The sequence below is a fragment of the Moraxella porci DSM 25326 genome, assembly GCF_002014855.1.
GTDB lineage: Bacteria > Pseudomonadota > Gammaproteobacteria > Pseudomonadales > Moraxellaceae > Moraxella > Moraxella porci.
Window position 1 is genome coordinate 218042 of record NZ_MUYV01000001.1, and the last position, 26049, is coordinate 244090.

Consider the following 26049-nt stretch of genomic DNA (forward strand, 5'->3'; position numbering starts at 1 on the left):
TTAGGCTTTGTAACGGATGACAGGCTGACCAAATTCTACCACCTCAGCATTGCTCACCAAAATCTCTTCGATGATGCCGCTTTGAGTGGCCTCTAGTGGGTTCATGATTTTCATCGCTTCGATGATGCCCAGAGTATCGCCAGCTTCGACCTTTTGGCCGACTTTGACAAATGGCGGATCATTTGGACTTGGCGCAGAATAGAACACGCCTACCATTGGCGAAGTCTCAAGCTTGCCACTTGGTGTTTTGGCGACGGGAGCGGCAGCGGCAGCAGGTGCGGCAACTTGTGGCGCGGCGACGGTCTGAACGCCAGTATTGCGAGTCAGACTGATGTATTTGTCATCGTGGCCATATTCCAGAGTCAACAAATCTTTTTCTTCCATCAGATCGACAAGTTCGCGAATTTTTTTGATGTCCATCAGCATCACCTTTGATAAATATGTTAATACAAAAAATTGTCAAGATCATTCAATGAACCATGACAAAGTACTATGGTTGGCATTATGGTCATTGTGCCAATTGCAAAAAATTTTCTTTATATAGTGTACATTCGTTTTATTTTATTGCAAGTGTTTTTTGTAATATTTTGGTACAAATTTAGCCAAAGGGTGATTTTTGGGCGTATTTAGATAAATTTTGGCACGGTATAACTGTCATTATCATCAAGCCAGTCGGGTTTGACCCATTTTTGAGCATCGATGAATTGATAATTTGCCATCTTTTGCAGCAGTACATCGATGTCATCAGCCACACAAATCAGCTGCAGATTGGCATTGGGCATAAATCCTGCCGCTGCTGTATGTGCCAAAAGCTGTAGCAAAGGATCAAAAAAGCCTTCGATGTTCAGCACACCGATGGGTTTTTGGTGTTGGCGCAGCTGAGCCAAAGACAGCACCTCAAACAGCTCTTCATAAGTGCCAATGCCGCCAGGCAGAGCGATGAAGGCATCACCAAACTCGATCATTTTAAGCTTGCGGCTGGCCATGTCATCGGTAATGATCAGCTGGTTCAGCCCTTGATGTGCTACTTCTTTGTCTTTTAAGAAGCGTGGAATGACACCGATTGTCTGGCCGCCATGTGCGATGACACTATCAGCCACCGTACCCATCAAGCCCACATTGCCACCACCATATACCAGTGTGATACCACGCTGTGCCAAAACCTTGCCCAGCGCTTGGGCGGCTGCATAGTAAGCAGGTGTGTCACCAAAGTTAGAGCCACAATAAACGACCACCCGTCTAAAGACATATCGTGGGCTGCTTGAATCTGTTGGTGCATTGCTAAATGGGGTGCTTAAGCTCATGTGTAATCCAAAAGGCAGGTTAGGGATATTCTGGTGTGTCTAACACTTGCTTGATGTGTGCTTTATAGGGCATCAGCAGCGGAATGATCGCCTCAGTTACCAAAGCTTTACGATAACCCAATAATTCAGCAGGCAGCTGCTCGATTTGACCATCATCAGCCACCAAAACCAACAAATCGTTCATCCAACGGTTTTTCAGTAAAAGATTGGCAGGGATCTGATGCTCGGCGCTGTACTGATCGATGGCTTTGGCCAAGTCGTTTTTAAAGGGTTTATTTTTGCTGTGATAGTTGGGTGGCGGTGGCGGTGGCAGCTCTTGTTCGGGCATGGCCTTGACTTGGCGGATGATGCGAACGATTTCTTCGCCGTATCGTCTTAGCACCGCGCGATTGATGGTGGTGCGTGCCAATAAGCGGATGCTGTCGGGCATTTCTTGCACAATCTCGCGCAATGCTTGCTTGCCTAAAATGAAGCTTTTGGGTTCGTTGGTCGCTTTTGCCAGTGTCTCGCGCCAGATGGTCAGATGCTTGAGTACGCCCAGTTGACGACGGTCGTAAATCGGGGCGATCAGATCCAGATATAGACTGTCGCTATCTTGATTTTGAAGTGCGTGCAGCTCGTTGGCATAATGATGGCTGTCTTCGACCACGCACGATAGAATCTGCCGTGATTGCAATGTTTGCTGTACCGCTTGATACAGCGCCAATAAATAGCGCACATCATTGGCGGCATAGGTTTCTTGCTCAGTGGTCAAAGGTCGGGCAAGCCAATTTGACTGACTTTCGCCTTTATCAATCTGTATGCCTAAAATCTCATAAAGCGCCTGACTGTAGCCCGCTTGCAGCTTACCGGATAAATACGCCACGCCAATTTGCACATCAAAAATATTGGTTAGCGGTGGGCATTTGGCAAGCAAATAAAAAATGCCCAAATCCTCACCACAAGCATACCATACCATCGTTGGCACTTCGATCAGCGCTTGCCAAAACTCTGTCAAATCAAGCTTTGGCGCATCCACAAGATAAATCGCTTTGCCAGTATTGACCTGTACGAGCGCAAGAATCGGATAATAGGTGGTGCGCTTGATGAACTCAGTGTCCAATGCCACGACATCGACGCTGTCAATCTCATCAATCAATGCGTACAAAGCTGTGTTATCTTGAACCCAGACGACAGGCAGCGTTTCGGCGGCACTGGTATCAAGGGTGATTTTGGGAAAATTGAAGGCTAGATGTGTCATAAGTGTCTATTAAATGGAGCTGCGATTTTGTAGGGCTTGATGAAGGGTGATGCTGTCCACATACTCAAGCTCTCCACCCATCGGAATCCCTTGTGCTAGGCGCGTCACCTTACCGACATAAGTACGCACGGCATCATAAATAAAAAATGCGGTGGTTTGACCCTCGACGGTCGCGCCAGTGGCCAAGATCAGCTCATCAATGGCAGAATGCTGGATGCGCGCGATCAACTCATCAATGTGCAGATCATCCGCATTGATGCCATCGATCGGTGACAGATGACCGCCCAAGACAAAGTATTTGCCCCGATAAGCGCCACTTTGCTCGATGGCTATCACATCCGATGCGCTCTCAACCACGCAGAGCAGGCCATCATCACGGCGTGGGTCGGCACAGATCGGGCAAATCTCATCATCGCTGAATGAATGGCAGTGGCTACACTCGATGATCTCACGCATGGCGGTCTCTAGCGTCTGGGCTAGGCTGATGCCTTGCGCGCGCTTTTTGGTCAATAGGTGTAATGCCATGCGTTGAGCGGATTTTTGTCCAACGCTTGGTAAGATTTGTAGTTCTTTGATGAGTCTATCAAGCTTTGGGGTGAGCATGATTAGCCAAACAAGCCTTTCATGCTTGGTGGCAAGCCCATACCAGTGGTCGCACCAGCCATCACTTCTTCGTACAACTCATCGGCTTGACGCACAGCGTCATTCACCGCTGCCGCGACCAAATCTTCGATCATGTCTGGTTCATCATCCATTAGGCTAGGGTCGATGGATAGACGCTTGATGACATGGCGGCCTGTCATGGTAACTTTGACCAAGCCGTTACCTGCTTCGCCATGGACTTCTTTGGTGGCAAGGCTTGCTTTGGCAGCTTCGACATTTTGTTCGACTTGCTTTTGCATGGCTTGGGCTTGTTGCATTAGGGCTTGAATGTTCATAATTTTTCCTAGATTTATGGTAATTAAATAGGGTTATCTAGCTTGTAATGGCTTATTATAGCATAAGTTTGCCAAAAAATAAGCACCGCTTATCGCAGTGCTTATTGGCCAAGTGTGCTGAATTACAGCTTACACGCACCGCCAGCGCAACCATCGTCCAAGTCACCTTGGGCATCATCTGCACCATCACGGGTATTGTGGTAATACAAAGTTTTGACACCAAATTTATAAGCGGTCAATAGGTCTTGAATTAAGACTTTCATTGGTACTTTATTGCCTTCAAATTTGGCAGGGTCATAGTTGGTGTTCGCTGAGATAGACTGGTCAATGAACTTTTGCATGATACCCACAAGGCGTAGATAGCCGTTATTGTCAGGGATGTTCCATAGCAGCTCATACTGAGATGCCAAGCGTTCAATCTCAGGCACGACTTGTTTTAAGATACCATCTTTACTTGCCTTGACCGACACCAAACCACGAGGTGGCTCAATACCATTGGTGGCATTGGCGATCTGCGAGCTAGTCTCTGACGGCATCAAGGCTGATAGGGTGGAGTTTCTAAGACCATGTGTCTTAATCTCACTACGCAAACCCTCCCAGTCTAGATGTAGTGGCTCGGCACAGATGCTATCAAGGTCTTTTTTGTAAGTATCAATTGGCAAGATACCTTTACTATAAGTCGTCTCATGGAACCATGGGCAAGCACCTTGCTCTTTGGCAAGTTTGTTTGATGCTTTTAATAGATAATATTGTAGCGCTTCAAAGGTGCGATGCGTCAGACCCAATGCCGCGGCATCCGAATAGCGAGTACCATTTTTGGCAAGATAGTAGGCATAGTTGATGACGCCTACGCCAAGGGTGCGACGGTTCATGCTGCCTTTTTTGGCGGCGATGACTGGATAGTCTTGGTAATCAAGCAGAGCGTCTAATGCACGCACAATCAGCTCGGCAGGCTCTTCGATGTCGGATAGATTCTCAATTTTGCCAAGGTTAATCGCCGATAGTGTGCATAGAGCGATTTCGCCTTTTTCATCATTGATGTTGTCAAGCGGTGCGGTTGGTAGAGCGATTTCCATGCACAGATTAGATTGGCGAATCGGTGCGATGCTTGAGTCAAATGGGCTGTGCGTATTGCAGTGATCGACATTTTGGATATAGATACGACCAGTGCTGGCGCGCTCTTGTAGCATCAGACTAAATAAATCTCTGGCAGCGACTTTGCGCTTGCGGATGCTGTCATCGGCTTCATACAGTGTATATAGTCGCTCAAATTCGTCTTGATCAGCAAAGAATGCTTCATACAGCCCTGGCACATCTGATGGTGAGAATAGGGTGATGTCACTGCCTTTAATTAAGCGAGTGTACATGGTTTTATTCAGCTGTACACCATAATCCATGTGACGAACACGGTTGTCTTCAACACCACGGTTGTTCTTCAGCACAAGTAAGCTTTCGACTTCTAAGTGCCATAGCGGATAAAACAGGGTGGCTGCTCCGCCACGTACGCCGCCTTGCGAGCAGGATTTGACCGCTGCTTGGAACATTTTGAAAAATGGGATACAGCCAGTATGCTGCGCTTCACCACCACGGATAGGACTGCCAAGCGCACGGATGGCACCAGCATTGATACCGATACCGGCACGCTGCGAGACATAGCGGACGATGGCTGATGTGGTGGCGTTGATGCTGTCAAGATTATCCCCGCATTCAATCAGTACGCATGAGCTGAACTGGCGAGTCGGCGTACGCACACCTGCCATGATGGGTGTTGGTAGCGAGATATAAAAATTAGAAGTCGCATCATAAAAACGCTTGATATAGTCCAGTCGCTCCGCCTTATCATAAGCGGCAAATAGACACATCCCGACCAAGATGTACAAAAACTGCGGGCTTTCAAATACTTGCTTGGTCACACGGTCTTGTACCAAATACTTACCCATCATCTGCTCTACAGCAGCATAGGCAAGGTTCATATCACGGCTATGGTCGATATAGTCGTTTAGCTCATTAAACTCATCAACACTATAATCGGCCAAGATGTGCTTGTCATATTTGCCATGTTCGGTCAATTTTTGGACATGGGTATATAGATGTGGTGGCTCAAACTCACCATAGGCAATCTTACGCAAATGGAAAATTGCCAAACGAGCTGCCAAATATTGATAATCAGGCGTCTCGGCACTGATTAGGTCTGCTGCTGCCTTGATGATGGTTTCGTGAATATCACGAGTGCGAATGCCATCATAAAATTGGATATGAGATTTTAGCTCAACTTGAGAAACAGAGACATTATGCAGACCTTCGGCAGCCCAGTCAATGACTCGATGGATTTTATCCAGATCAATCAGCTCTAGGCGACCATCGCGTTTGGTCACTTTGATTTTGTCAATATGTGTCATTACTGCTCCCAATATGCTAAAAACTTGCGATGACTTGCGTACTAATTTGCCAAAAATATCTGATTCTAAAGCAATTATTCAACAAAAAATCATCAAAAAATCAATATGGCATTATTTAAAAAGTTACACCATATCTAGTGCATAGAATAAATTTAGGCAACAATATAGCCTATTTTTTCTGAAAATAAAAGATTGTCAAAACATTAAAAATATGCTTTATCGGCAAAAAATCCATCACTTTTTTACCAAAGCCAATAATGGCAAGGCTTACGAACATAAAAAATTTTTTTGAGTTTTTTGTAACGCAAATCAGGGAGGTGTTGATGGTTTAATTTTAATAAAATTGTTGAGATTTTGGATTGAATAATCTGAATAAAAAAGGTCGTAAGCAATCTGCTTGCGACCTTAATAAACGCTAAAATAACATACAAAAGCATCTGTCAAGACAAAATTCTGACTGATATTTTTTAGAATATTAATTAATATAACTAATCAATTTTCACAAACTTTGCCGTCTTAAAAGATGGTGTCTTTTGAGATGGACGACGATCTTGGCGTTCTTGACGGCGTTCGTATTCTTCATGCTTTTTGCGACGCACTTCGCGAGATTTGAGTGGTTTTTTATGGATGCGGGCCTGTTTTTCTTTGGCGGCGGTATTTAGACCTGTGCCTTGACGCTGTCGCAGACCGACGGATTCGACCAATTTGCCGATTTCTTTGGCGTCAAGCTCGATAAAGCGACCAGTGCGTAGTTCTTTTGGCAGAATCATCGTGCCATAACGGGTGCGAATCAAGCGAGACACCTTCAGAGTTTGGCTTTCGAACATACGACGCACTTCACGCTTGCGACCTTCTTTGATGGTGACATGATACCATTTATTGACACCTGTACCGCCGCCTTCTTTGATGTCGTCAAATTTGGCAAAGCCATCTTCAAGCTCGATACCTGCGGTCAGTGTGCTGGCGATTTGTGGGGTGACTTCGCCTAGGACACGCACAGCATATTCACGCACGACTTGGCTGGATGGATGCATCAAGCGGTGAGCCAGTTCGCCATCATTGGTGAATAACAGGAGTCCTGATGAGTTGATATCGAGACGACCAACCATCACCCAGCGATCGCCGGTGAGCTTTGGCAGGCGGTCAAACACCGTTGGGCGACCTTCAGGATCGCTGACAGAGCAGATTTCCCCTTCAGGCTTATAATAGGCAAGTACACGACGGCGTTTTTCTCGCTCGGCTTTTAGGCGGACAGGGCGGCCATCGACACGGATTTCATCGGTTAAGGTGGCTCGATCGCCCAGTGTGGCAACTTTGCCATTGATGGAGATACGGCCAGCTTTGATGATTTCTTCAAGACCGCGGCGAGAGCCAAGACCGATGCGAGCTAAGAGTTTTTGTAGCTTTTCGCCGGCAGGTTTGCCGTCGATGCTGTCTGTGATGTCGGGGGTGAATTGTTCAGTCATGATAAATTTCCTGATAAGTGGATAATAACATTTCGCAATGTGAAAAGGATTAATTATATCGGATTTGGGTAGGTGGTGCAAAGACTTTTGAGTGTGGATTTGTAATTTAGAGGGATTTTAATCACAAACCCGTGTACCAAGACTTTGCCCAAAATCACCCAATAAGCGCCTGCCAAATCATCTCAACACCTGCTTTTGCACCCATAGGCAGGCTGATGCCACCACGAGTAGGCAGGGCATTATCTCGTGGATTGATGCGAATCAGATTGGGGGCGAAACGCTCACCAAAACGCCGTACGGTCGGTATCGCAGTCCCTGCACCCATTTCGATTACCACAGGGTTTTGATGCTTGCTAAGAAATGCTTGTAGGCGAGATTCTTGCTCATCGCTACGCGCACCAATCCAGTGCCAATCGCCAAACATCAAGATATTGGGACGAGCAAGGCCGCCGCAATGTGGACAACTTGGCAGCTTGTCAAGCCACAAGCATTTGTCATTGTCAATCACAGGCGTGATATCGGCAGTCCAAATCTCATCACAGCAAGGCTGTGTGCATTGCAGATGGTGAATGGAGCCGTGGCATTCATAAATTCGCTCAGGGTCAAATCCTGCCTTGGCAAACTGCCCATCGACATTACTGGTAAAGACAAAGTAAGGCAAATCAAGGTGTTTGGCGATTTTTAACAGATATTCAAAGCCAGCGTGCGGCACGGTTTTGCGGTATAACGCCAAGCGATGACCATAAAATCCCCAAGCTAAGCGTGGGTTTTTGGCGAAGGCTTGCGGATTGGCAATACTGGTAAAATCTATCTGCTGCCTGCCAAGCTCAGGATAGGCCTGCCACATACCGCTATTGCCCCGAAAATCAGGCAATCCAGAATCTACGCCCATGCCTGCCCCTGCGGTGATGAGTAGGCAGTCGGCAGAGTGTAGCAAAGTTTTAAGTTTTTGCATCATTGTCCTTATTGATCACAAATGTCCATAGTAATTAAACACAAAGCTTAGCAGTTTTTTTGTGTGATAAGCTAAATTATAAGTAAAAATCAACAGGTAGGCAAGCTTTGGGCAGTTGTCATCTTGCACGGTTTATCAATTTGCTTTGGTATGCCGAGCGGTGATTGCTTATTGTGCTGTATGCTCAGAACCTTAGAGATTTACGCCAGTCGGTAAAGGTTAATTTGATCGTACGTTTAATCTTTCTAAATCAGGCAATGGCGGCAGCTCATCAAGGCTATTTAGCCCAAATGCATCCAAGAACGCCTTGGTGGTATGTAGTAGTGCAGGGCGACCCAAAGTGTCCTTATGACCATTTTCGACAATCCAGCCTTTATCAAACAGTTGGCGTAAAATATGGCTAGACACCGTCACTCCACGCACCTGCTCGATGTCTGAGCGAGTGACAGGCTGTTTATAAGCGATGACGCTTAAGGTCTCAAGCAGTGCTTGGCTGAGATTCTCTAGGCGTTCGGGGAAAACCTGCTGAATCAGTCCGCTGTAGTTATCTTTGATTTGCAGACGATAGCCACTCGCGGTTTTATTTAATGTCAAAACACCTGATGATAGACGCTGCTGAAGCACGGCAAGGGCAGCGGTGAGCTCGCTATTACTCATCATCAAGTGTTTTTTTAGGTCATTATCTGTCAATGGCGACTCACTGGCATGGAGTAAGACTTCGATATAACGGCTAAACACTTCAGCTTTTTGATGTGCTTGGATAAAGGCAGAATCATTGGCAGTTTCGGTCATAATTATCCTAAAATATTAATGTAGCCATTGTAGTGTTTGATGGCGTAAATCTCGCCCTACATTGATCGGAATTTGGCGTTTTTTTGATTGATTTGACTTGGCATCACTGCTATCAAACTCATCATCGCTGTCGATGTCAGGCGTATCAAAACCAATATAGCCCCGCTTGATGAGCTCTAGCACCGCCACAAAACTCACCACAATACCAAGTTTGCCTTGGGATTGATCAAGCAATTCACCAAAAGTTGCAACACCTTTTTGGCTAAGCACTCGTGTAATCATCGCAATCCGCTCAGGCAATGGCACAGGGTCAACCTTGACTGTATGACCGCTAAAGTCAGGGCGGATTTGCATATTTACTAGGCTATTGACCAAGATTTGCGGCGAATAGTTTGGTAATTCTCGTTGCATTGCTTCACTGCTTGGGAAGCTTGCGTACGCCAAAAACACATCTCGCTCAAGGCGTAACAGCTGATCAATGCGATGCGCCGCTTCTTTGATTTGGGCGTATTCTTCAAGTCGTTGAATCAAGCGAGCTTTTGGGCTGATTTCATCATCACTGATTTCAGGTTGGGGTAATAAAAGCTCGGATTTGATGGCGATTAGCGTGCTTGCCATCAAGAGATAATCACCAGCAAGCTCAAAATACTCTTCATCCAAGTCATTGATATAGCTAAGATATTGTTCGGTAATGGGTAAAATAGCAGTTTCGGTTAAGTCAAAGTTATTTTTCTTGACCAAATACAACAAAAAATCCAAAGGGCCAGCAAATTGCTCAAGCCAAATGGCAAATGCCTGCGGTGGAATGTATAAATCTTCAGGCAGGCTCAGCACAGGCGTGTCATAAATACGCACGCCTGTGTCGGTTTGAGCCTGTTCTTCTGATGTCAATGGTTGGCTTTCGCTCATATTATTTAAGCTTGGCTAATGGCTTGATGCCGATGGCACGGCGTGTCTTATCAAGCTGTTTTTGGGCTTGGCGGCGTGCTTTGGTGGCACCCATTTGTAGAATCTCTTCAAGCTCTTTTGGATTATTCATCAGCTCAAGATAGCGCGCACGGTAAGGGGCAATTTCACTGTTGATTTTATTAAATAAAATCTCTTTGGCATCACCCCAGCCAATACCACGGCGATATTGCTCAGCCAGTGCATTGATTTCATCCGCTGTTGCAAATGCTTTATAGATCTCAAAAATCGTGCAGTTGTCAGGGTCTTTTGGTTCTTCGGGTAGCTGTGAGTTGGTGACGATCTGCATGATGGCTTTTTTGAGTGCTTTTTCGGGGTCAATCTGTGGATTGCCATCGCCAAATAGCGGAATGGTGTTGCCATAGCTTTTTGACATCTTGCGACCATCTAGCCCTGTCAATAGTGGCGTATTTTCATCGACGACAGCGCTCGGTTCAGTGAATAATGGCTTGTATTTAAAATTAAAAGTGCCTGCAATATCACGAGCCATCTCAATATGCTGAATCTGGTCTTTGCCCACTGGAACATGAGTGGCGTTGAACATCAAAATATCTGCTGACATCAATACAGGATAGCTAAACAATCCCATGCTGATACCAAAATCAGGATCGGTGTCTTCTTTTGCTAGATTGGCATCGACAGCCGCTTTATAAGCGTGCGCACGGTTCATCAAGCCTTTGGCGCATGAGCAGTTGAGCACCCAAGCAAGCTCAGGAATCTCAGGAATATCTGACTGGCGATAAAAGGTGACTTGTTCAGGATCAAGACCACAAGCAATCCAAGTCGCTGCAATGGCTCTGGTTGAGCGGTGAATCTCTTCAGGATCAAAGCATTTGATGATGCCGTGATAATCTGCCAAAAAGAAAAAAGCATCACCATCACCTGCATCAATGGCAGCGTTGGCAGATGCGATGGCAGGGCGGATTGAGCCGACATAGTTACCTAGGTGTGGAATGCCTGTGGTGGTGATACCTGTTAAAATGCGTTTTTTTTGTTCGCTCATGAGATAATCCAATAGTATAATCTATAAATAAAATTTAACAATAACAGACTTAGATGGTGCTTAGCAGTTTGGCAAGGGCTGCGCCTGCATCATCAGTTTTCATAAACTGCTCACCAATCAAGAAATGATGAATGCTATTGGCCTGCATCAAATGAATGTCATCAGCATCGTTCAGACCGCTTTCGCTGACAACCAAAGCATCATCACCAAGTGCGGCAAATAATTGCTGACTTAGGCGAATGCTATGCTCAAGATCCACTTGAAAGGTGTTGAGATCTCGGTTATTGATGCCATAGATATTGTGCAATGATTTTGGTAGGCGTAGTGCTCGTTCCAGCTCATCTTGGGTGTGAATCTCAATCAAAACATCCAGCCCTAAATCAGTCGCCGTCTTGTGCAGATGGTGCACGGTGTCATCATCTAGGCACGCCATGATGAGCAAAATGCAGTCAGCACCGATGGCGGCAGATTCGATGATTTGATACTCATCGACCATAAAATCTTTACGAAGTACAGGCAAACTCACCGCAGAGCGAGCAGCGATGAGATAGTCATCATGACCTTGGAAATAATCACGATCGGTAAGTACCGATAGGCAGGTAGCACCGGCTTTTTCATAGCCTGTGGCGGCGATGATAGGGTCAAAGTTTTGGCAGATAACCCCCTTAGATGGCGATGCTTTTTTGACTTCGCTGATGATGCCGATTTGACCTTTGGTGGTGTCAATGCGACGCAATGCGTTGGCAAAGCCCCGCGGTTTGTGGGATTTTGCACGCTCAAGCAGATCATCTTGGCTGATCTTGGCTTTGACAGCGGTGATTTCATCAAACTTGGTGGCGACGATTTTTTGTAAGATGCTTGGTGTATTGGTCATGATAGTTCTTAATTTTATTAAATAATGTCATCAAGTTAGCTTTGGGTAAAAGCAGCAAATTCGCTTAATTTTTGCCATGCTTTGCCGCTTTCTAGGGTCTGCAAGGCAAGCTGTACGCCGTCTTGATGCGACTTGGCAAGTCCTGCGACATAGATGGCGGCACCAGCATTGATGGCGATCATCTCGCGTGCTTTTTGGGTGGTGGTATCGACTTCACCTGCTTGTAATGCCTGCTTGATCAACGCCAAGCTTTCTGCCGATGATGCGACATGCAAACCGTGTAAAGTCTTAGAATCCAATCCCAAATCTTCTGGATTGCAGTCATAGACACGCACCTGACCGTCTTTGAGCTCAGCGACTCGGGTTGGTGATGCTAGGCTAAATTCATCCAAGCCATCGGCAGAATGCACCACCAGCACATGATGCAGTCCAAGTTTTTCAAAGACATATGCCAACGGCTCACACAGCTCAGGACTAAACACACCGATGACTGCTCGCTTGACATGAGCAGGATTGGTCAGCGGGCCTAGGATATTAAAAATGGTGCGTACCTTGAGCAAGCGACGCACACCGATGGCATGACGCATGGCAGGGTGATGGTTGGGTGCAAATAAAAACCCGATGCCGATTTCGTCGATGGCTTGGCGAGTCTTATCGATGGCGATATCAAGCTTGACACCAGCTTGGGTGAGCACATCCGATGAGCCTGAAGCGGTGGAAACGCCACGGTTGCCATGCTTGGCAATGGTCACGCCTGCTGCTGCTGCCACAAAGGCGGACGCCGTTGAGACATTGAATAGACTTGAGCCATCACCCCCTGTGCCGACGATATCCACGGCATTGGCATCACGGATACTGATGGTGTCAGCCAGCTCAAGCATGGTCTTAGCGCAGGTGCTGATCTCACTGATGGATTCACCTTTTTCACGCAGAGCGATGAGCAGTGCACCCATCAGAGCATCAGGGCAACGACCTTGCATGATGATGAGCATCACTTCACGCATATGCTCATCAGTCAGATCGATGTGCTTGAGCAGTTTGGCAAGCGCATCGGTCAAGATGGCATGAATGGCATCGTCAGGTAAATTGGTGATGTCGCTTGGGCTTTTTTGTGCGGTAGTCATGATATATCCCTAGGTATTGATGAGTTAGGCAACTTGTGGCAGCTTGTCATCATCCAGCACAGCCAGTCCACAGCGTTTCAAAAAATTATTAAACAGCTGATAGCCATGTTCACTCAGGATGGATTCTGGGTGAAACTGCACACCTTCGACATCCAGCGTCTTATGGCGTACACCCATGATTTCTTGCATACTGCCATCATCATGAGTTGTCCATGCAGTCATCTCTAAACACTCAGGTAAAGTATTTTTATCAATTACCAGTGAATGATAGCGTGTGGCAGTGAATGGATTTGGCAAGTTTTCAAACACCCCTTGGTTGGTATGATGTATCTGTGAGAGCCTGCCATGCATCACTTCGCCAGCACGCACCACTTGACCACCAAAGGCTTGACCAATAGCCTGATGACCAAGGCAGACGCCTAAGATGGGGATTTGTCCAGAGAGCTTTTGAAGAATCTCAAGTGTCACTCCAGCTTCGGTTGGACTGCAAGGGCCAGGGCCAAGCACGATGGCTTTTGGGTCAAGCTTGATAATCTCATCCAAAGTGGTTTCGTCATTACGCCACACGGTGATGTCTTGCTTTAGTTCACCAAAATATTGAACAATATTATAAGTAAAACTGCAATAGTTATCGATCATCAGTATCATGAGGGTGACAGTCCTTAATTAAAAATCGGATACAATCCATAAAAATGCATCATTAATATTTTATTTTATCATGATGTGCAGCTGCTTAAAAGCACATAAGTTAGCATCGGCCAATGCCATCAATCAATAATCAAACCACAGCCAAAGCACGAATGACTGATGGCGTGATCAAAAATCAGCAATGATTTTACCACACAGTATTGGCAGGCTCATAATGTAGCACATCGGTGATGCGATTATTACCATCGACCAGCACGACATTGGGTTTGTGAGCTTTGGCTTTGTCGTCATCCATCATTACATAATTCATAATAATGACAATGTCGCCTGCTTGCACTTTGCGGGCGGCGGCACCATTTAGGCAGACAATGCCACTACCACGCCCGCCTGCGATGGTATAAGTCTCAAAGCGTTCGCCATTGTTGTTATTGACGATGGCGACTTTTTCATTCACCAAAATCCCAGCCGCATCGAGCAAATCGACATCAATGGTGATACTACCGACATAGTTGAGATTGGCCTCTGTGACTGTGGCGCGGTGGATTTTGCCACCGAGTAGGGTGCGAATCATAATTTTCTCTTTTATTAACAAGTATATTAGCGATTATAATAATTGGTGCCATCCGCTTGGTTCTTGAACCTGCGGTGAAACCACATCCATTGACTGACATCTTTTAGGATATTGGCTTCTACCAAGCGATTGATGCGTTCGGCATCAGCCACTTCATCGGATGATGGATAATTATCCAAAACAGGGCTTAGCGTGATGTGATAATGTGGGCGACGACCCGACGGGATAAAATCAGGGGTCTGACGCACCATATCCATCATGATGACGGCAGGCGGATTGGATTTATCGCCCATCTTGGCAAGGCGACGCTGAGCGGTGATGGTGGCAGCAGGCACACCAAAAAAAGTCGCCATCACACCATGCTCTAGCCCAAAGTCTTGGTCAGGCGAATACCAAATCACACGACCAGCTTTGATGCGTGTGATGAGTTTTTTCATATCACGACTGGAGATTTGCTCATCAAAAATACGACGACGCGCGTTATAAATAAACCATTCCAACAAAGGATTGTTTTGTGGGCGATACACGCAATCAGCACCAAAAAACTGCGTACACAGTCTGCCACCCAGATCAAGTGTCGTATAATGACCACCGAGCAAAATCACTGCCTTGCCGTCCTTTTGGGCATTGACAAGGTGCTGCAGACCTGAGATGCTAAAGCTGCGCACAAAGACATTGGGGCGAAACCACGCACACAGACTTTCAAAAATACCAATACCTTGATTGATAAATACCTGACGGGCGATGGCTTGGCGTTCGTCATCGGTTTTATTGGGAAAGGCAAGCTTTAAATTGGTGAGTGTATCATTAACCCGTCGTTTAACCAGTGTAAACACAAGCTTACCAAAGGCTCGCCCAATCATAAACTGAATGCGTAGCGGTAGATAAATCAGCGGCAGCATGAACGCCATCACTAGCCAAAATCCCCAATATCGTGGGTGTAAAAATGCCCACTGAAATGGCTTAGCATCAGCGATATGCGTCTGTTTATGATTGTCGGTGAGCGTGATGGCAGATTTGATGCTTGTTACTTGCTGATCACCGCAGCCACATTGATGATTGTCGCAGCTCATTTACTGATACTCTCTAATTCATCCCAGCGTTCAAGCTTGATGAGTAATAATTCATCAATCTCACCCAGTCGCTCGCTCGCTGCCGTCGCTGCGGCTAGATCTCTGATAAACCATGAGCCGTCTTCAAGCTTGGCATTCAGATCGTTTTGCTCAGCTTCTAGGGCAGCGATTTCATCTGGTAGGCTCTCTAGCTCTCGCTGTTCTTTATAAGACAGTTTGCGTTTGCCGTCGGGTTTTTGGGCGGGTGCAGACGTAGGCTTAACTGTTTCGGCGTTGTTAGAGTTGGCATCGGATTTGGTGTCTGATTTGACAGGCTTTGGATTGGCTGCCAAATACCGCTCATGCTGCACCAAGTAATCTTCATAACCACCGACATATTCAAGCACCACACCATCGCCATGCTTGTCGGTATCAAATACCCAAGTTTGGGTGACGACATTATCCATAAAGGCACGATCATGGCTGATGAGTAGCACAGTGCCATCAAAATTTACGACAAATTCTTCCAAAAGCTCAAGCGTTGCCATATCCAAGTCATTGGTCGGCTCATCAAGTACCAAGACATTGGCAGGCTTGAGTAGTAATTTGGCAAGCAGCACTCGGGCTTTTTCGCCACCTGATAGGGCTTTGACAGGCGTACGAGCACGATTTGGACTAAACAAAAAGTCTTGCAAATAGCCCAAAATATGCGTCTTACGGCCGCCAACTTCGACATGATCTGAGCCTTCTGAGACATTGTCAGCGACTGATTTATCAGGATCGAGATCATCTTTTAGTTGATCAAAAAAAGCAATGTTGAGATTGGTGCCAAGCTTGACTGAGCCTTGTTTGATGGCAGAATTATCCAGTCCCAAGATGGACTTAATTAAGGTGGTCTTACCAACACCATTTTTGCCGATGATGCCGACTTTATCACCACGCAGTAGTAATGTGCTAAAGTCTTTTAATAAAATCTTATCATCATACTCCAGTGTCAGATGATTGACTTCGCAGATGATTTTGCCAGATTTTTCGCTGGTATTTTGGCTAATTTGGACATTGCCGACGACATCACGGCGTGCTTTTCGCTCTTCTCGCAGTGCTTTTAGGGCGCGGACACGACCTTCGTTGCGAGTACGGCGCGCCTTGATGCCTTGACGAATCCATGCTTCTTCTTGGGCGAGTTTTTTGTCAAATTCTGCAAAGCTTTTTTGTTCACTGGCAAGCTCAAGCTCTTTAAGTTCTTGGTAGCGTGCATAGCCGCCTGCACCTTGATTGACATCATAACTGTTCAGCTGACCGCGATCCAGCTCAATGATACGAGTGGCAAGGCGATCGACGAATTTACGATCGTGCGTGATAAACAATACGGTCAAGCGCTCGTTTAATAAGAAATTCTCAAGCCAATCGATACTTTCGATGTCCAAATGGTTGGTCGGTTCATCAAGCAGTAGCACATCAGGTTCGGTAACGAGTGCACGGGCAAGCAGCACACGGCGTTTGCGACCCCCTGATAATTCATTCAGATTGCTATTGGCATCCAAACCCATGCTGTCGATGATCGCACGAGCCTTACGCTCAAAGTCCCAGCCGTGTAGCACATCTAAAGTATGCTGCAGATGACTCATCTCATCGCAAGCGGCGGCATTACCCAGACCGCACGCATCGCTTGCGATTTGATAGGCTTTGAGCGTATCAGCGATCTGCTGGTTACCACCCATCACCACATCAAGCACAGTCGCATCTCCATTTGGCACATCTTGGGCGAGCATGGCGATTTTGGTACCATCTTTGATCAGCACTTCGCCATCATCGGCGTGCAGATCGCCTGTGATGAGCTTGAGCAGGGTGGATTTGCCTTCGCCATTTCGTCCGATCAAGCACACGCGTTCATACGGCTCAAGGCTAAAATTCACCCCGTCCAAAATCGGTGCGACACCAAAGGCCAAGTGGATATTTTTGAGTTGTATTAATGCCATAAGCTGCCAAATCGAAAATCACTGAAATAAAGGTGCATATAATACCAAAATTTCGCCAAAAATTGTGTACAATATTGGCAATTTTCTGACTGGAGCGTCTGCCATGACCACCACGCCAAGCTCTGATGACATCATCGAATTACAAACCCGCCTAAGTTTCTTGGAAGATACCTGCGATAAGCTGAACGAAGTCATCGCTCGTCAAGACCGTCAGCTGATGGACTTACAAGACCAGCTGAAGCTCATCTATGCACAGATGACCATCAAAGAAGATGCAGGCGTGGCACCGTTTGACCTATTTGCCGACAGACCGCCGCATTATTGATGGCAACTGGTGAAAGCGGCATTAGCATGAATGGCAAAAAATCACCAAAAATTTCCAAAATTACACTTGTCTTGTATATAAAATTGATTTAAGATACAAATGTGCAAAAGTTGTGTTGTTTGCTTACAAAAAGGAGGGCATGGACAATATTTTGCATGGACTAAGGATTGTTAATTTGGAGAAAATTATGAGCTCAACATTTGGATATAAAGCGTTAAGCCTAGCTGTGGTCTCAGCATTGGCAGCCACTTCTGCACACTCAGCAGGTCTGGACCGTTCAGGTCAGGATGTGACCGCGTTTTTACAAGATGGCACCTATGCCGAAGCTGTTTATACTTATATTGATGCTGATGTATCAGGAAAAGATGCTTCAGGCAATGTCGTGCCAGATGGTGCCGAGGCTTATGACTTTTTCCGTTTTGGTGTAAAAGGCGATCTGAATGACCGCTTTAGCGTCGGTGTGTTGTATGATGAGCCATTTGGTGCAGCGGTACAATATAGCGGTAATAATAATTTCGTTGCTGATGCTGACAGTGCACTTGCAACAATTACTCAGAGACAAATCCCTAACGCTACTGCTGGAAATTTTGCTTTGCAACAAATTCGTGATGGTATTAGCCGTATTGATGCAGTTATTGAATCTATCAATGCTAATGAAAGCAGTGGCAGAATTAACGCTCAGCAAGCAGAGGCTGTACGCACACCTCTGGAGAGCCAAAGAGCTGTCTTGGTAAATCGAGAACAAGGTTTGCAAGATGTGTTGAATAGTGATCAACAAGGCACTAATGTTGAGATCCGCACCCATAATTTGACAACTTTGGTGGGTGCTAAATTTGGTGAAAAGCGCAATTTCCAAATCTATGGTGGTGCTGCAGCGCAGCATCTGACTGGTGAGGTGCATCTGCGCGGTACGGCTTATTTAGCTGCTAATGGCTATGATGCGCGCATCAGCCCTGATACGGCTGTCGGCTGGGTGGCTGGTGTGGCTTATTCCAAGCCTGAAATCGCACTTAAAGCTGCGTTGACTTATCGTTCTGAAATTGAGCATAAGAGTACCATCGCTGAGGTATTGCCAGCTTCAGGTCTACTTGGAAATAATCCTAACAGTACTCGTGATTTTGCAGTCACTTTGCCAGAGTCTTATAACCTAGACTTCCAAACTGGCATTAACCCAACCACGCTATTGACCGCCAAAGTGCGCTATGTGCCATGGTCTGATTTCGATATTCGTCCACCAGCTTATGGTGATGCAGCAGAGCGTGTTTATGGCAAACAATTACCAATCGTTAGCTATGATAAAGACCAGTGGTCTGCTGAAGTTGGTCTAGGCAAACGCCTATCTGATCGCTTGGCAGTATCAGGCTCTGTAGGTTGGGATAGTGGTGCTGGCAACCCAACAACAACCCTAGGTCCGATTGAAGGTTATTATTCTGTTGGTCTGGGTGCTAAATACGACCTAACTCCACAATGGTCGTTGGCAGTTGGCGGTAAGTATCTTAAATTTGGCGATGCAGATGCTCAAATTCCATCACAAGTCGGAACTTCTGCGCTATCAGGGCGATTTGAAGACAATGACGGCTTTATCGCTGGTGTGAAATTGGCCTATCAAGCCAAATAATCCACTTGGCATAACAAAAAGACCAGACTGTGACAGTTTGGTCTTTTTATTGGCCTTAAAAAAGAAGCCTAGAAATTACTAGGCTTATGATAGGTAGTATAATTAGGCAAACAACCCTTGGGCGTACATCTGGCGCATGACTTTTTTGTCAAGCTTGCCAACACTGGTTTTGGGCAGTTCGCTGACGAATTTCACCTCACTTGGAATGGCGTATTTGGCGATCAGTCCACGCTCGACGGCCTGTAGCCCGATGGCGATGATGTCATCGGCTGATGTGTCTTGATGGGTGGGCTTAAGTACGATCAGCGCCAGTGGACGCTCGCCCCATTTGGCATCAGGAATGCCGATGACAGCGATGTCAGCGACACTCGGATGTAGTGATAATAAGGTCTCGATCTCAAGCGATGACACCCATTCACCACCAGATTTGATGACATCTTTAAGGCGGTCGGTGACTTGTAGTTCGCCTTTATCATTCATGTGGGCAATGTCTTGGGTGTGCAAAAATCCACCTTCCCACAGTTCATCGCCTGCATCTTGGTTTTTAAAATAGCTTTGGGTTAGCCAAGGCGAGCGTACGACAATCTCGCCAGTGGTTTTGCCATCGCAGGCGACTTTTTGGCCTTGATCATCCCACAGCTCGATGCGCGTGAGTACCGCAGGGGAGCCAGTCTTGATGCGGCGTTTGATGTCCTCATCATGGCTAAGCTTGTCGCTTTTATTAAAAGTGGTGCAAGCAATGACAGGACAGGTCTCTGACATGCCATAAGCGGTAAAGGCTTCAATGCCCATTTCTAGGGCTTGACGGCACAGTCCTTCGGTGAGTCGAGAGCCACCGATGATCATCTTCATACCATTGAATGTTCGTCCACGGCTTTGCATCTCACCGATCAACATCTGCAAGATCGTCGGCACGCCATGTGTAAAGCTGACCTGATATTTTTCCATCAGATCCACCAATGCCTGTGGTACATATCGCCCAGGATAAATCTGATCGAGACCCACCATGGTCGCCACATAAGGCATACCCCAGCCATGCACATGAAACAGCGGCGTCACAGGCAGATAGACATCATCATAGCGCAGTCCTTGACCTTCGGCATTAAGCCCGAAAGTCGATGCTACAGCTAGGCTATGCAGCACCAGCTGACGATGGCTAAAGAACACGCCTTTTGGATTGCCCGTGGTGCCACTGGTATAAAAAGTGGTGGCGATGGTGTTTTCATCAAGATCTGGAAAATCAAATGTGTCATCAGCCGCCTCAAGCAGCGCTTCATACTCACCATCGATGCCAGCAGGGATCGGCGTACCATGATCATCCAGCCAGACGACATGCTCGACACTCGGCGCATCCGTGGCATGATCTTTGACCATCGGCGCAAATTCTGAATTTAAGAACAGCGCCTTAGGCTTGGCGTGATTGATGGTGTAAAGCACCTTATCTTCGGACAGTCGCACATTGACGGTCTGCAGAATCAGTCCACACATCGGCACCGCAAAATACAGCTCAAGATAGCGATGCGTATCCCAGTCCATCACCGCCACGACATCGCCTGCACGCAGATCCATGCCAGTCAGCACATTGGCCAGTCGGTTAATGCGTGAAAAGAAAGTCTCATAAGTCATCTCAAAGCGATCGGCATAGCGGATCAGCTTATGGCGTGAAGCGATCCTTGGGCGATCAAGAAGATTTTTGATCAGTAGGGGATAATGATAGGCGTTTTTGGCTTGATGATAGTCATCATGCAGATTTAAAATGGCACTCATAACAGCTTCCTTGTGATGGGAGTGGTTGCGTCATTGCCAGTATAATATGAACCAAAAAATTCACTTTGTAAAGATACCAAGCAAAAAATAATCACCAAATCAAGAAATCTCAACCACATCAATCAAATCGGCAACTGCATAAAAGTGGCAATAAAAAAGCCGCCTGTCATAGACAGACGACTGACGGATGCCGAACGCGATTATAAAATCTCAACCGTTGCGCCATTTTCGATGACAGCGACCAACTCTAGCACATCCCAGTTGGTTAAGCGGATGCATCCTAAAGATGATTGACGGCTGATACCCTCAGGCACTGGTGAGCCGTGAATGCCATAGCTTGGCTTATTTAGACCCATCCAGACGACGCCGACAGGACTGTTCGGGCCTGGTGGTAGGAAGAAGACTTTTTTGTCATCGCCATCACGATTGACGGTGGCTTTATAGGTCGGCATTTTGACTTTATTAACAATTTTGTATTTGCCACCGGGTGTGGTGCTGGCATCACCGCCAACGGTGGTCGGATAGGTAGCCACCAGCTGATCACCGTTATAAGCGTATAAAATTTTATCTTTACGATCAGCGACGACGCGTGTGACTTTGCCCTCAAAAGGCTTGCCAGTATTGATGACTGTGATGGTCTCACCTGCGACAAACTTTTTATTTGGATTGAGTTTGCGCAGATACGCGACATCCATATGGAAACGCTCACCGAGCATCTCTTGGATGTTTTCATAGCTTAAAGCTTTTAGTTTTGAGCGAGCTTCGACATCAGTAGGCAGCTTTTGATAAGGGCCTTTGGCATCCTCAGCGGTAATGGTATAAGACACTAACACAGGCTGAGTGCTGTCAATGCCTTGGGTTAGTGCATCCCATGTCGCCTGATCCATGCGACCGCTTGGGGTTAGGCCTTTAATTTTTTGGAAATTGGTCAGTGCTTTTTTGGAGTTCATACCCCAGCCGCCATCAATTGGGCCAGGTGAGGCGTGGTTCCAATCAAGCAGCACTTGCAATTTTACCGTCATTGCGGTGTTTTGCTTCATGTCTTGAGACCATTCAGATTCATTGACGCGCTTGGCATACTCATCCAAACCATGCACTGTGGTGCGTTTGCCACCTTGCTCGATGCTGTTGATCGCGGCATTATCGGCCGTTGAGCTGACCACCTCGCCAGAGACGATGTCTTGATCGCCAGTTGCATTGGCCGTAGCGATGACTAGAAAACTGGATAAAGCAAGTACCAAAGGTTTGATCGAATTCATCTTAACTTCTCAACTTAAAAAATTGATTTATTATACCATTATTGCAGCCTTGCCACAATTTATGAAGTCACTTTATGGCACTGTGGATGGCTTGGCAGAGCGATAACTGACAGGCTGATGACTAAGATGCAAGCCATCAACCTGCGTGCCAACTTTTATAGTCATTTTATAAAAGCTTAAGTTTAACACTGTGCTTAGCGAATGATCTCAATGGTGCCATTGGCGTTGTAGCTTAAGGTGGTGTTGCCGGCCTCGAAGTTTTGGGCTTCGATGCCAGCAGCGGCATCCATGGTTTTCATGCTGGCCATCACTGGTCGAGCGTAATAGTGATTATTGCCACCAAGATTGACATTGACGATCTTGTAGCTGCTTGATCCAAAGGCTTGGCTGATGGTGGTGGCTTCTTCATTGAAACGCTTGATCGCTTCTAGCTGTAGGCGTTTTTCTTCACTGTCGCGCAGCTTGTCTGAGATCCCAAAGCTGATATTTTCCATCACCATCGTGGATTGTAGATCGGCGATCAGCTGACTGGCTTTTTCAAAGTTATTGCTTTTGATGTTAATGCTGACGCTGCCTGTAAAGCCGATAATTTTGGTGCTGTTATTGGCATAGCGCGGATAAGTGCTTTGGGCGCCTGTGGTCACTGTCACCTCAGGATAGCGTTTGGCGATCTGCATCGCGGCATTGACGCTGCTGTTTAGCTCTTTGGCGATGGCAGCGGCAGTGCTGGCTTGAGCGGTCTTTGACATGGTGGCGCGAATCTCATCATTGGCGATTTCGCTTTTGACTTCGCTGTTAAAACTGATGCGATTATAAGCTTGGTCATTGGCCAATGCAGGTAGGCTTAGTGCTGAAGCCACCGCAGTAATGATTGCAGAATTTCTTAAAAATGACATGGTAAATGATCCTTAAATGAATGCACTGCTCAAGGTAGTTCGGCACCATTATAGCGCCTTTCATGCCAAATAATGTAACAGTATGTGTCATAATATGTAAAAAATTGGTGGCAGATTGTGAATATGCGAATTTGGCGGCAGAGCAAGGGCGTGTTAATGATAAATCAAGCCAATGTACCATTAAGGCGAATACCACTGGATTTCAATCATCAATAAAGTGCAAAAAAAGCGCAGCCATCGCCACGCTTGATAAACCCGACTGCATCCCATAGATCAGTCTAATTTGATTTTGTCTTTTAACAAAAATTCCATCAAAGCTTTTTGGGCGTGTAAGCGGTTTTCGGCTTCATCCCATACCACAGAACGCGGGTCATTTAGCAAATCAAAGCTGATCTCTTCACCGCGATGCGCAGGCAAGCAATGCATAAATAGCACCTCAGGATCAGCTTTATCGAGCATCGCAGGGCTGACTTGATAAGGCGCAAAACGGCGCGCGCGCGTCATCTGCTCTGATTCTTGACCCATACTTGCCCAGACATCCGTGGCGATCAGATGCGCACCTTTGGCAGCTTCTTGGGGATCTTCGACATAAGTGACGCAGTGGCTGTACTCTTCGATCAGCTCAGGATTTGGCTCAAAGCCATAAGGCGCAGTCACACGCAGATTGAAACCAAACTGATGCGCTGCTAGGATATAGGATGCGCACATATTGTTGCCATCACCGACCCATGTGACCGTCTTACCTTTGATACTGCCACGATGCTCATGAAAGGTCTGCATATCCGCCAGTAGCTGACACGGATGAAAATCATCGGTCAAGGCATTGATCACAGGTACGGATGAGTGCTGACAAAACAGCTCAAGCTTGGCGTGTTCAAAGGTGCGAATCATGATAATATCGACCATGCTTGAGATGACTTTGGCGGAGTCTTCGATCGGCTCACCACGCCCAAGCTGAGTGTCTTTTGGGGATAAGAAAATCGCATGACCGCCAAACTGTCCCATACCAGCCTCAAAAGAAATGCGAGTACGCGTCGATGACTTCTCAAAAATCATCCCAAGCGTACGACCGACAAACGGACGGTAAATCTCGCCACGATGCTGCATTTGGCGCAGTTCGCTGGCACGACGGATGATGGCTTCAAGTTCAGCAGGTGTCATGTCTAGCAGATTGCGAAAGTGGCGTACACTCATGGGTGGGCTTATCCTATTTGATGAATTGATGGGCTGTTTGCTCGCACAGCTTGGTTGAAATTTGTAGTATAGCATCGGTTTTGGCGCTTGGCTATATTTTGACTATAAATTTACGCTGATTCATCATAAATCATTGCAAAAATTATTAACCATCATAGATAAGTCATTGAAATTACATAATTTTGTACAGCATGTGCCATTGATAAGTTGTTTATGCATTCGCGTGGTATGCTGTAATTCAACAGTGTCTAATGACTGTCAATATAAATAAATTCGAGCGCTAAAATGCCAATAAACCATTGAAAATAATAATATTTTTTAATGTTTAAACAATTTTTATGTAAACAAGCGTATATTTTTACAACTCGTTACATTTATTTGTGCTAAAATTGGTGATATTTTTAAAATCTGTTCGATGGCTTCGCTGCACTAAGGGTATAGGCTTAGAGGCTTAGGCATCGACAAAGGATGCGACGGGACAATTGGTATCACCTTTGTCCACAACCCAATACTGGAGTGAATTTATGGCCATCTATCTAACCGCGACTGGTATTTATAAGCCTGAACATAAAATCAGCAGTGATGAGCTGGTGACGGCATTTAATACTTATGTGGATAATTATAACAGCAAGCACGCCGATGCCATCGCGGCAGGCGAGAAAGTGGCTTTGCAGCATTCATCAAGTGAATTTATCGAAAAAGCCTCGGGCATTAAGTCGCGCTATGTGATTGATAAAAAAGGCATTTTAGATCCAGAAATCATGGCACCGATTTTTCCAGCGCGTAAGCTGGGTGAAGAGCTGTCAGTGATGGCAGAGATGGGTTTGGCAGCGCTAAAAGATGCGTTGGATGCTGCTGGATTGTCAGCTGATGAGCTTGATGGCATCATTTGTGCATCCTCAAACTTTCAGCGCTGCTATCCTGCCATCGCCATTGAGATTCAGCATGCCATCGGTATGACGCATGGTTTTGCTTATGATATGAATGTGGCGTGTAGTGCCGCGACTTTTGGCATCGCGCAAGCGGTCGGCAGCATCAAAGCAGGACTTGGCAAGAAGATCGCGGTGCTAAATATCGAGATCACCTCAGCACATCTAAACTGGCGCAATCGTGACAGCCATTTTATCTTCGGTGATGTGGCAGCAGCATCGATCATTGAAGCGCTAGACACGCCAAAAGGCTATGAGGTGCTAGATAGCAAGCTGTACACGCAGTTTTCGACCAACATCAAAAACGAATACGGCTTTATGGATCGCAGTGAGTTTTTGGCGGCAGGCACTCAGATGTACGAAGACATCGAAGAGCCAGTCAGCGATAAGCTATTCCTCCAAGAAGGCCGAAAGGTGTTCCGCGAAGTCTGCCCCAAGGTGTCTGAGATCATCAGCACGCATTTGAGTGAAAATAATCTTGAGCCAAGCCAAATTAAACGCATGTGGCTACATCAGGCAAACATTAATATGATCGATCTGATTTTGCGCTCTGTGGTCGGTAAGGATGCTGATAAGTCCATCGCCCCAGTGGTGATCAGCGAGTATGGTAATACCAGCTCAGCCAGTCCTGTAGTGGCATTTCACGAGACCCAAGACGGTGTAGCATCAGGTGATCTGTGCGTGATGTGTTCATTTGGTGCAGGCTATTCGATCGGTTCTGTGTTACTAAAAAAAGCCTAAGATCCATCG

General features: G+C 46.4%; 24 protein-coding genes. 3 read left to right on the forward strand and 21 right to left on the reverse strand.

Annotation, left to right across the window (positions count from 1 at the left end; translation table 11 throughout):
• The 17 genes from accB to B0681_RS01140 all read right to left on the reverse strand — a co-directional run bounded on the left by accB (nucleotide 1) and on the right by B0681_RS01140 (nucleotide 17311).
• On the reverse strand, nucleotides 1-420 hold the full coding sequence (accB, locus tag B0681_RS01060; RefSeq protein ID WP_078316892.1) for an acetyl-CoA carboxylase biotin carboxyl carrier protein: 420 nt from the start codon (nucleotides 418-420) through the stop codon (nucleotides 1-3).
• 206 nt (nucleotides 421-626) lie between these two features.
• The gene (locus tag B0681_RS01065) at nucleotides 627-1304 is read right to left on the reverse strand and encodes an LOG family protein (RefSeq protein ID WP_078316893.1); all 678 of its coding nucleotides are present in this window, start codon (nucleotides 1302-1304) and stop codon (nucleotides 627-629) included.
• Nucleotides 1305-1323: 19 nt separating this feature from the next.
• Nucleotides 1324-2544 carry a ribonuclease D gene (locus tag B0681_RS01070; protein ID WP_078316894.1) on the reverse strand — a complete coding sequence of 407 codons (1221 nt, stop codon included), beginning with the start codon at nucleotides 2542-2544 and terminating at the stop codon, nucleotides 1324-1326.
• A gap of 9 nt (nucleotides 2545-2553) precedes the next feature.
• A complete protein-coding gene (gene recR, locus B0681_RS01075; protein WP_078316895.1) occupies nucleotides 2554-3147 on the reverse strand; it encodes a recombination mediator RecR in 594 nt (197 codons plus the stop codon).
• Nucleotides 3148-3149: 2 nt separating this feature from the next.
• Nucleotides 3150-3482 (reverse strand): YbaB/EbfC family nucleoid-associated protein, encoded by a 333-nt coding sequence (locus B0681_RS01080; protein ID WP_078316896.1) that lies wholly within the window; start codon nucleotides 3480-3482, stop codon nucleotides 3150-3152.
• 122 nt (nucleotides 3483-3604) lie between these two features.
• Nucleotides 3605-5881, reverse strand: coding sequence for a class 1a ribonucleoside-diphosphate reductase subunit alpha (gene nrdA, locus B0681_RS01085; protein WP_078316897.1), 2277 nt, complete (start codon nucleotides 5879-5881; stop codon nucleotides 3605-3607).
• Nucleotides 5882-6369: 488 nt separating this feature from the next.
• Nucleotides 6370-7347, reverse strand: coding sequence for a 23S rRNA pseudouridine(2605) synthase RluB (rluB, locus tag B0681_RS01090; protein WP_078316898.1), 978 nt, complete (start codon nucleotides 7345-7347; stop codon nucleotides 6370-6372).
• Between the two features lie 154 nt (nucleotides 7348-7501).
• The gene (locus tag B0681_RS01095; protein WP_078316899.1) at nucleotides 7502-8302 is read right to left on the reverse strand and encodes an SIR2 family NAD-dependent protein deacylase; all 801 of its coding nucleotides are present in this window, start codon (nucleotides 8300-8302) and stop codon (nucleotides 7502-7504) included.
• A 219-nt stretch (nucleotides 8303-8521) separates the two neighbouring features.
• Nucleotides 8522-9094 (reverse strand): SMC-Scp complex subunit ScpB, encoded by a 573-nt coding sequence (gene scpB / locus B0681_RS01100; RefSeq protein ID WP_078316900.1) that lies wholly within the window; start codon nucleotides 9092-9094, stop codon nucleotides 8522-8524.
• A gap of 15 nt (nucleotides 9095-9109) precedes the next feature.
• On the reverse strand, nucleotides 9110-10003 hold the full coding sequence (locus B0681_RS01105; RefSeq protein WP_078316901.1) for a segregation and condensation protein A: 894 nt from the start codon (nucleotides 10001-10003) through the stop codon (nucleotides 9110-9112).
• 1 nt (nucleotide 10004) lies between these two features.
• Nucleotides 10005-11063 (reverse strand): tryptophan--tRNA ligase, encoded by a 1059-nt coding sequence (trpS, locus tag B0681_RS01110; protein ID WP_078316902.1) that lies wholly within the window; start codon nucleotides 11061-11063, stop codon nucleotides 10005-10007.
• A 49-nt stretch (nucleotides 11064-11112) separates the two neighbouring features.
• A complete protein-coding gene (gene trpC / locus B0681_RS01115; protein WP_078316903.1) occupies nucleotides 11113-11940 on the reverse strand; it encodes an indole-3-glycerol phosphate synthase TrpC in 828 nt (275 codons plus the stop codon).
• A gap of 32 nt (nucleotides 11941-11972) precedes the next feature.
• Nucleotides 11973-13061, reverse strand: coding sequence for an anthranilate phosphoribosyltransferase (gene trpD / locus B0681_RS01120; protein WP_078316904.1), 1089 nt, complete (start codon nucleotides 13059-13061; stop codon nucleotides 11973-11975).
• 24 nt (nucleotides 13062-13085) lie between these two features.
• Nucleotides 13086-13709: an anthranilate synthase component II gene (locus B0681_RS01125; RefSeq protein ID WP_078316905.1), complete on the reverse strand. Its 624-nt coding sequence runs from the start codon at nucleotides 13707-13709 to the stop codon at nucleotides 13086-13088.
• Between the two features lie 187 nt (nucleotides 13710-13896).
• On the reverse strand, nucleotides 13897-14280 hold the full coding sequence (gene panD, locus B0681_RS01130) for an aspartate 1-decarboxylase (protein WP_078316906.1): 384 nt from the start codon (nucleotides 14278-14280) through the stop codon (nucleotides 13897-13899).
• A 26-nt stretch (nucleotides 14281-14306) separates the two neighbouring features.
• Entirely contained in the window at nucleotides 14307-15353 is a 1047-nt protein-coding gene (locus tag B0681_RS01135) for an LpxL/LpxP family acyltransferase (RefSeq protein ID WP_078316907.1), read from the reverse strand.
• Complete coding sequence (locus B0681_RS01140) at nucleotides 15350-17311, reverse strand: ATP-binding cassette domain-containing protein (RefSeq protein WP_078316908.1); 1962 nt, start codon at nucleotides 17309-17311, stop codon at nucleotides 15350-15352. Before B0681_RS01140 ends, B0681_RS01135 begins: the two co-directional genes overlap by 4 nt.
• A gap of 103 nt (nucleotides 17312-17414) precedes the next feature.
• Here B0681_RS01140 and B0681_RS01145 point away from each other — a divergent pair, with 103 nt between their 5' ends.
• Together B0681_RS01145 and B0681_RS01150 are read left to right on the forward strand one after the other, a co-directional pair.
• Nucleotides 17415-17636, forward strand: coding sequence for a SlyX family protein (locus B0681_RS01145; RefSeq protein ID WP_078316909.1), 222 nt, complete (start codon nucleotides 17415-17417; stop codon nucleotides 17634-17636).
• 187 nt (nucleotides 17637-17823) lie between these two features.
• Nucleotides 17824-19254: an outer membrane protein transport protein gene (locus B0681_RS01150; protein WP_078316910.1), complete on the forward strand. Its 1431-nt coding sequence runs from the start codon at nucleotides 17824-17826 to the stop codon at nucleotides 19252-19254.
• A gap of 102 nt (nucleotides 19255-19356) precedes the next feature.
• Here B0681_RS01150 and B0681_RS01155 read toward each other — a convergent pair whose 3' ends face one another.
• From B0681_RS01155 to argF, 4 genes are all read right to left on the reverse strand, one after another.
• Complete coding sequence (locus tag B0681_RS01155) at nucleotides 19357-21021, reverse strand: fatty acid--CoA ligase (RefSeq protein WP_078316911.1); 1665 nt, start codon at nucleotides 21019-21021, stop codon at nucleotides 19357-19359.
• 200 nt (nucleotides 21022-21221) lie between these two features.
• Complete coding sequence (locus tag B0681_RS01160; RefSeq protein ID WP_078316912.1) at nucleotides 21222-22280, reverse strand: L,D-transpeptidase family protein; 1059 nt, start codon at nucleotides 22278-22280, stop codon at nucleotides 21222-21224.
• A gap of 194 nt (nucleotides 22281-22474) precedes the next feature.
• Nucleotides 22475-23176 (reverse strand): SIMPL domain-containing protein, encoded by a 702-nt coding sequence (locus B0681_RS01165; protein ID WP_078316913.1) that lies wholly within the window; start codon nucleotides 23174-23176, stop codon nucleotides 22475-22477.
• Between the two features lie 273 nt (nucleotides 23177-23449).
• Complete coding sequence (gene argF / locus B0681_RS01175; RefSeq protein ID WP_078316915.1) at nucleotides 23450-24370, reverse strand: ornithine carbamoyltransferase; 921 nt, start codon at nucleotides 24368-24370, stop codon at nucleotides 23450-23452.
• Nucleotides 24371-24894: 524 nt separating this feature from the next.
• Here argF and B0681_RS01180 point away from each other — a divergent pair.
• The gene (locus tag B0681_RS01180) at nucleotides 24895-26040 is read left to right on the forward strand and encodes a beta-ketoacyl-ACP synthase III (protein WP_078316916.1); all 1146 of its coding nucleotides are present in this window, start codon (nucleotides 24895-24897) and stop codon (nucleotides 26038-26040) included.
• Nucleotides 26041-26049: the final 9 nt, after the last annotated feature.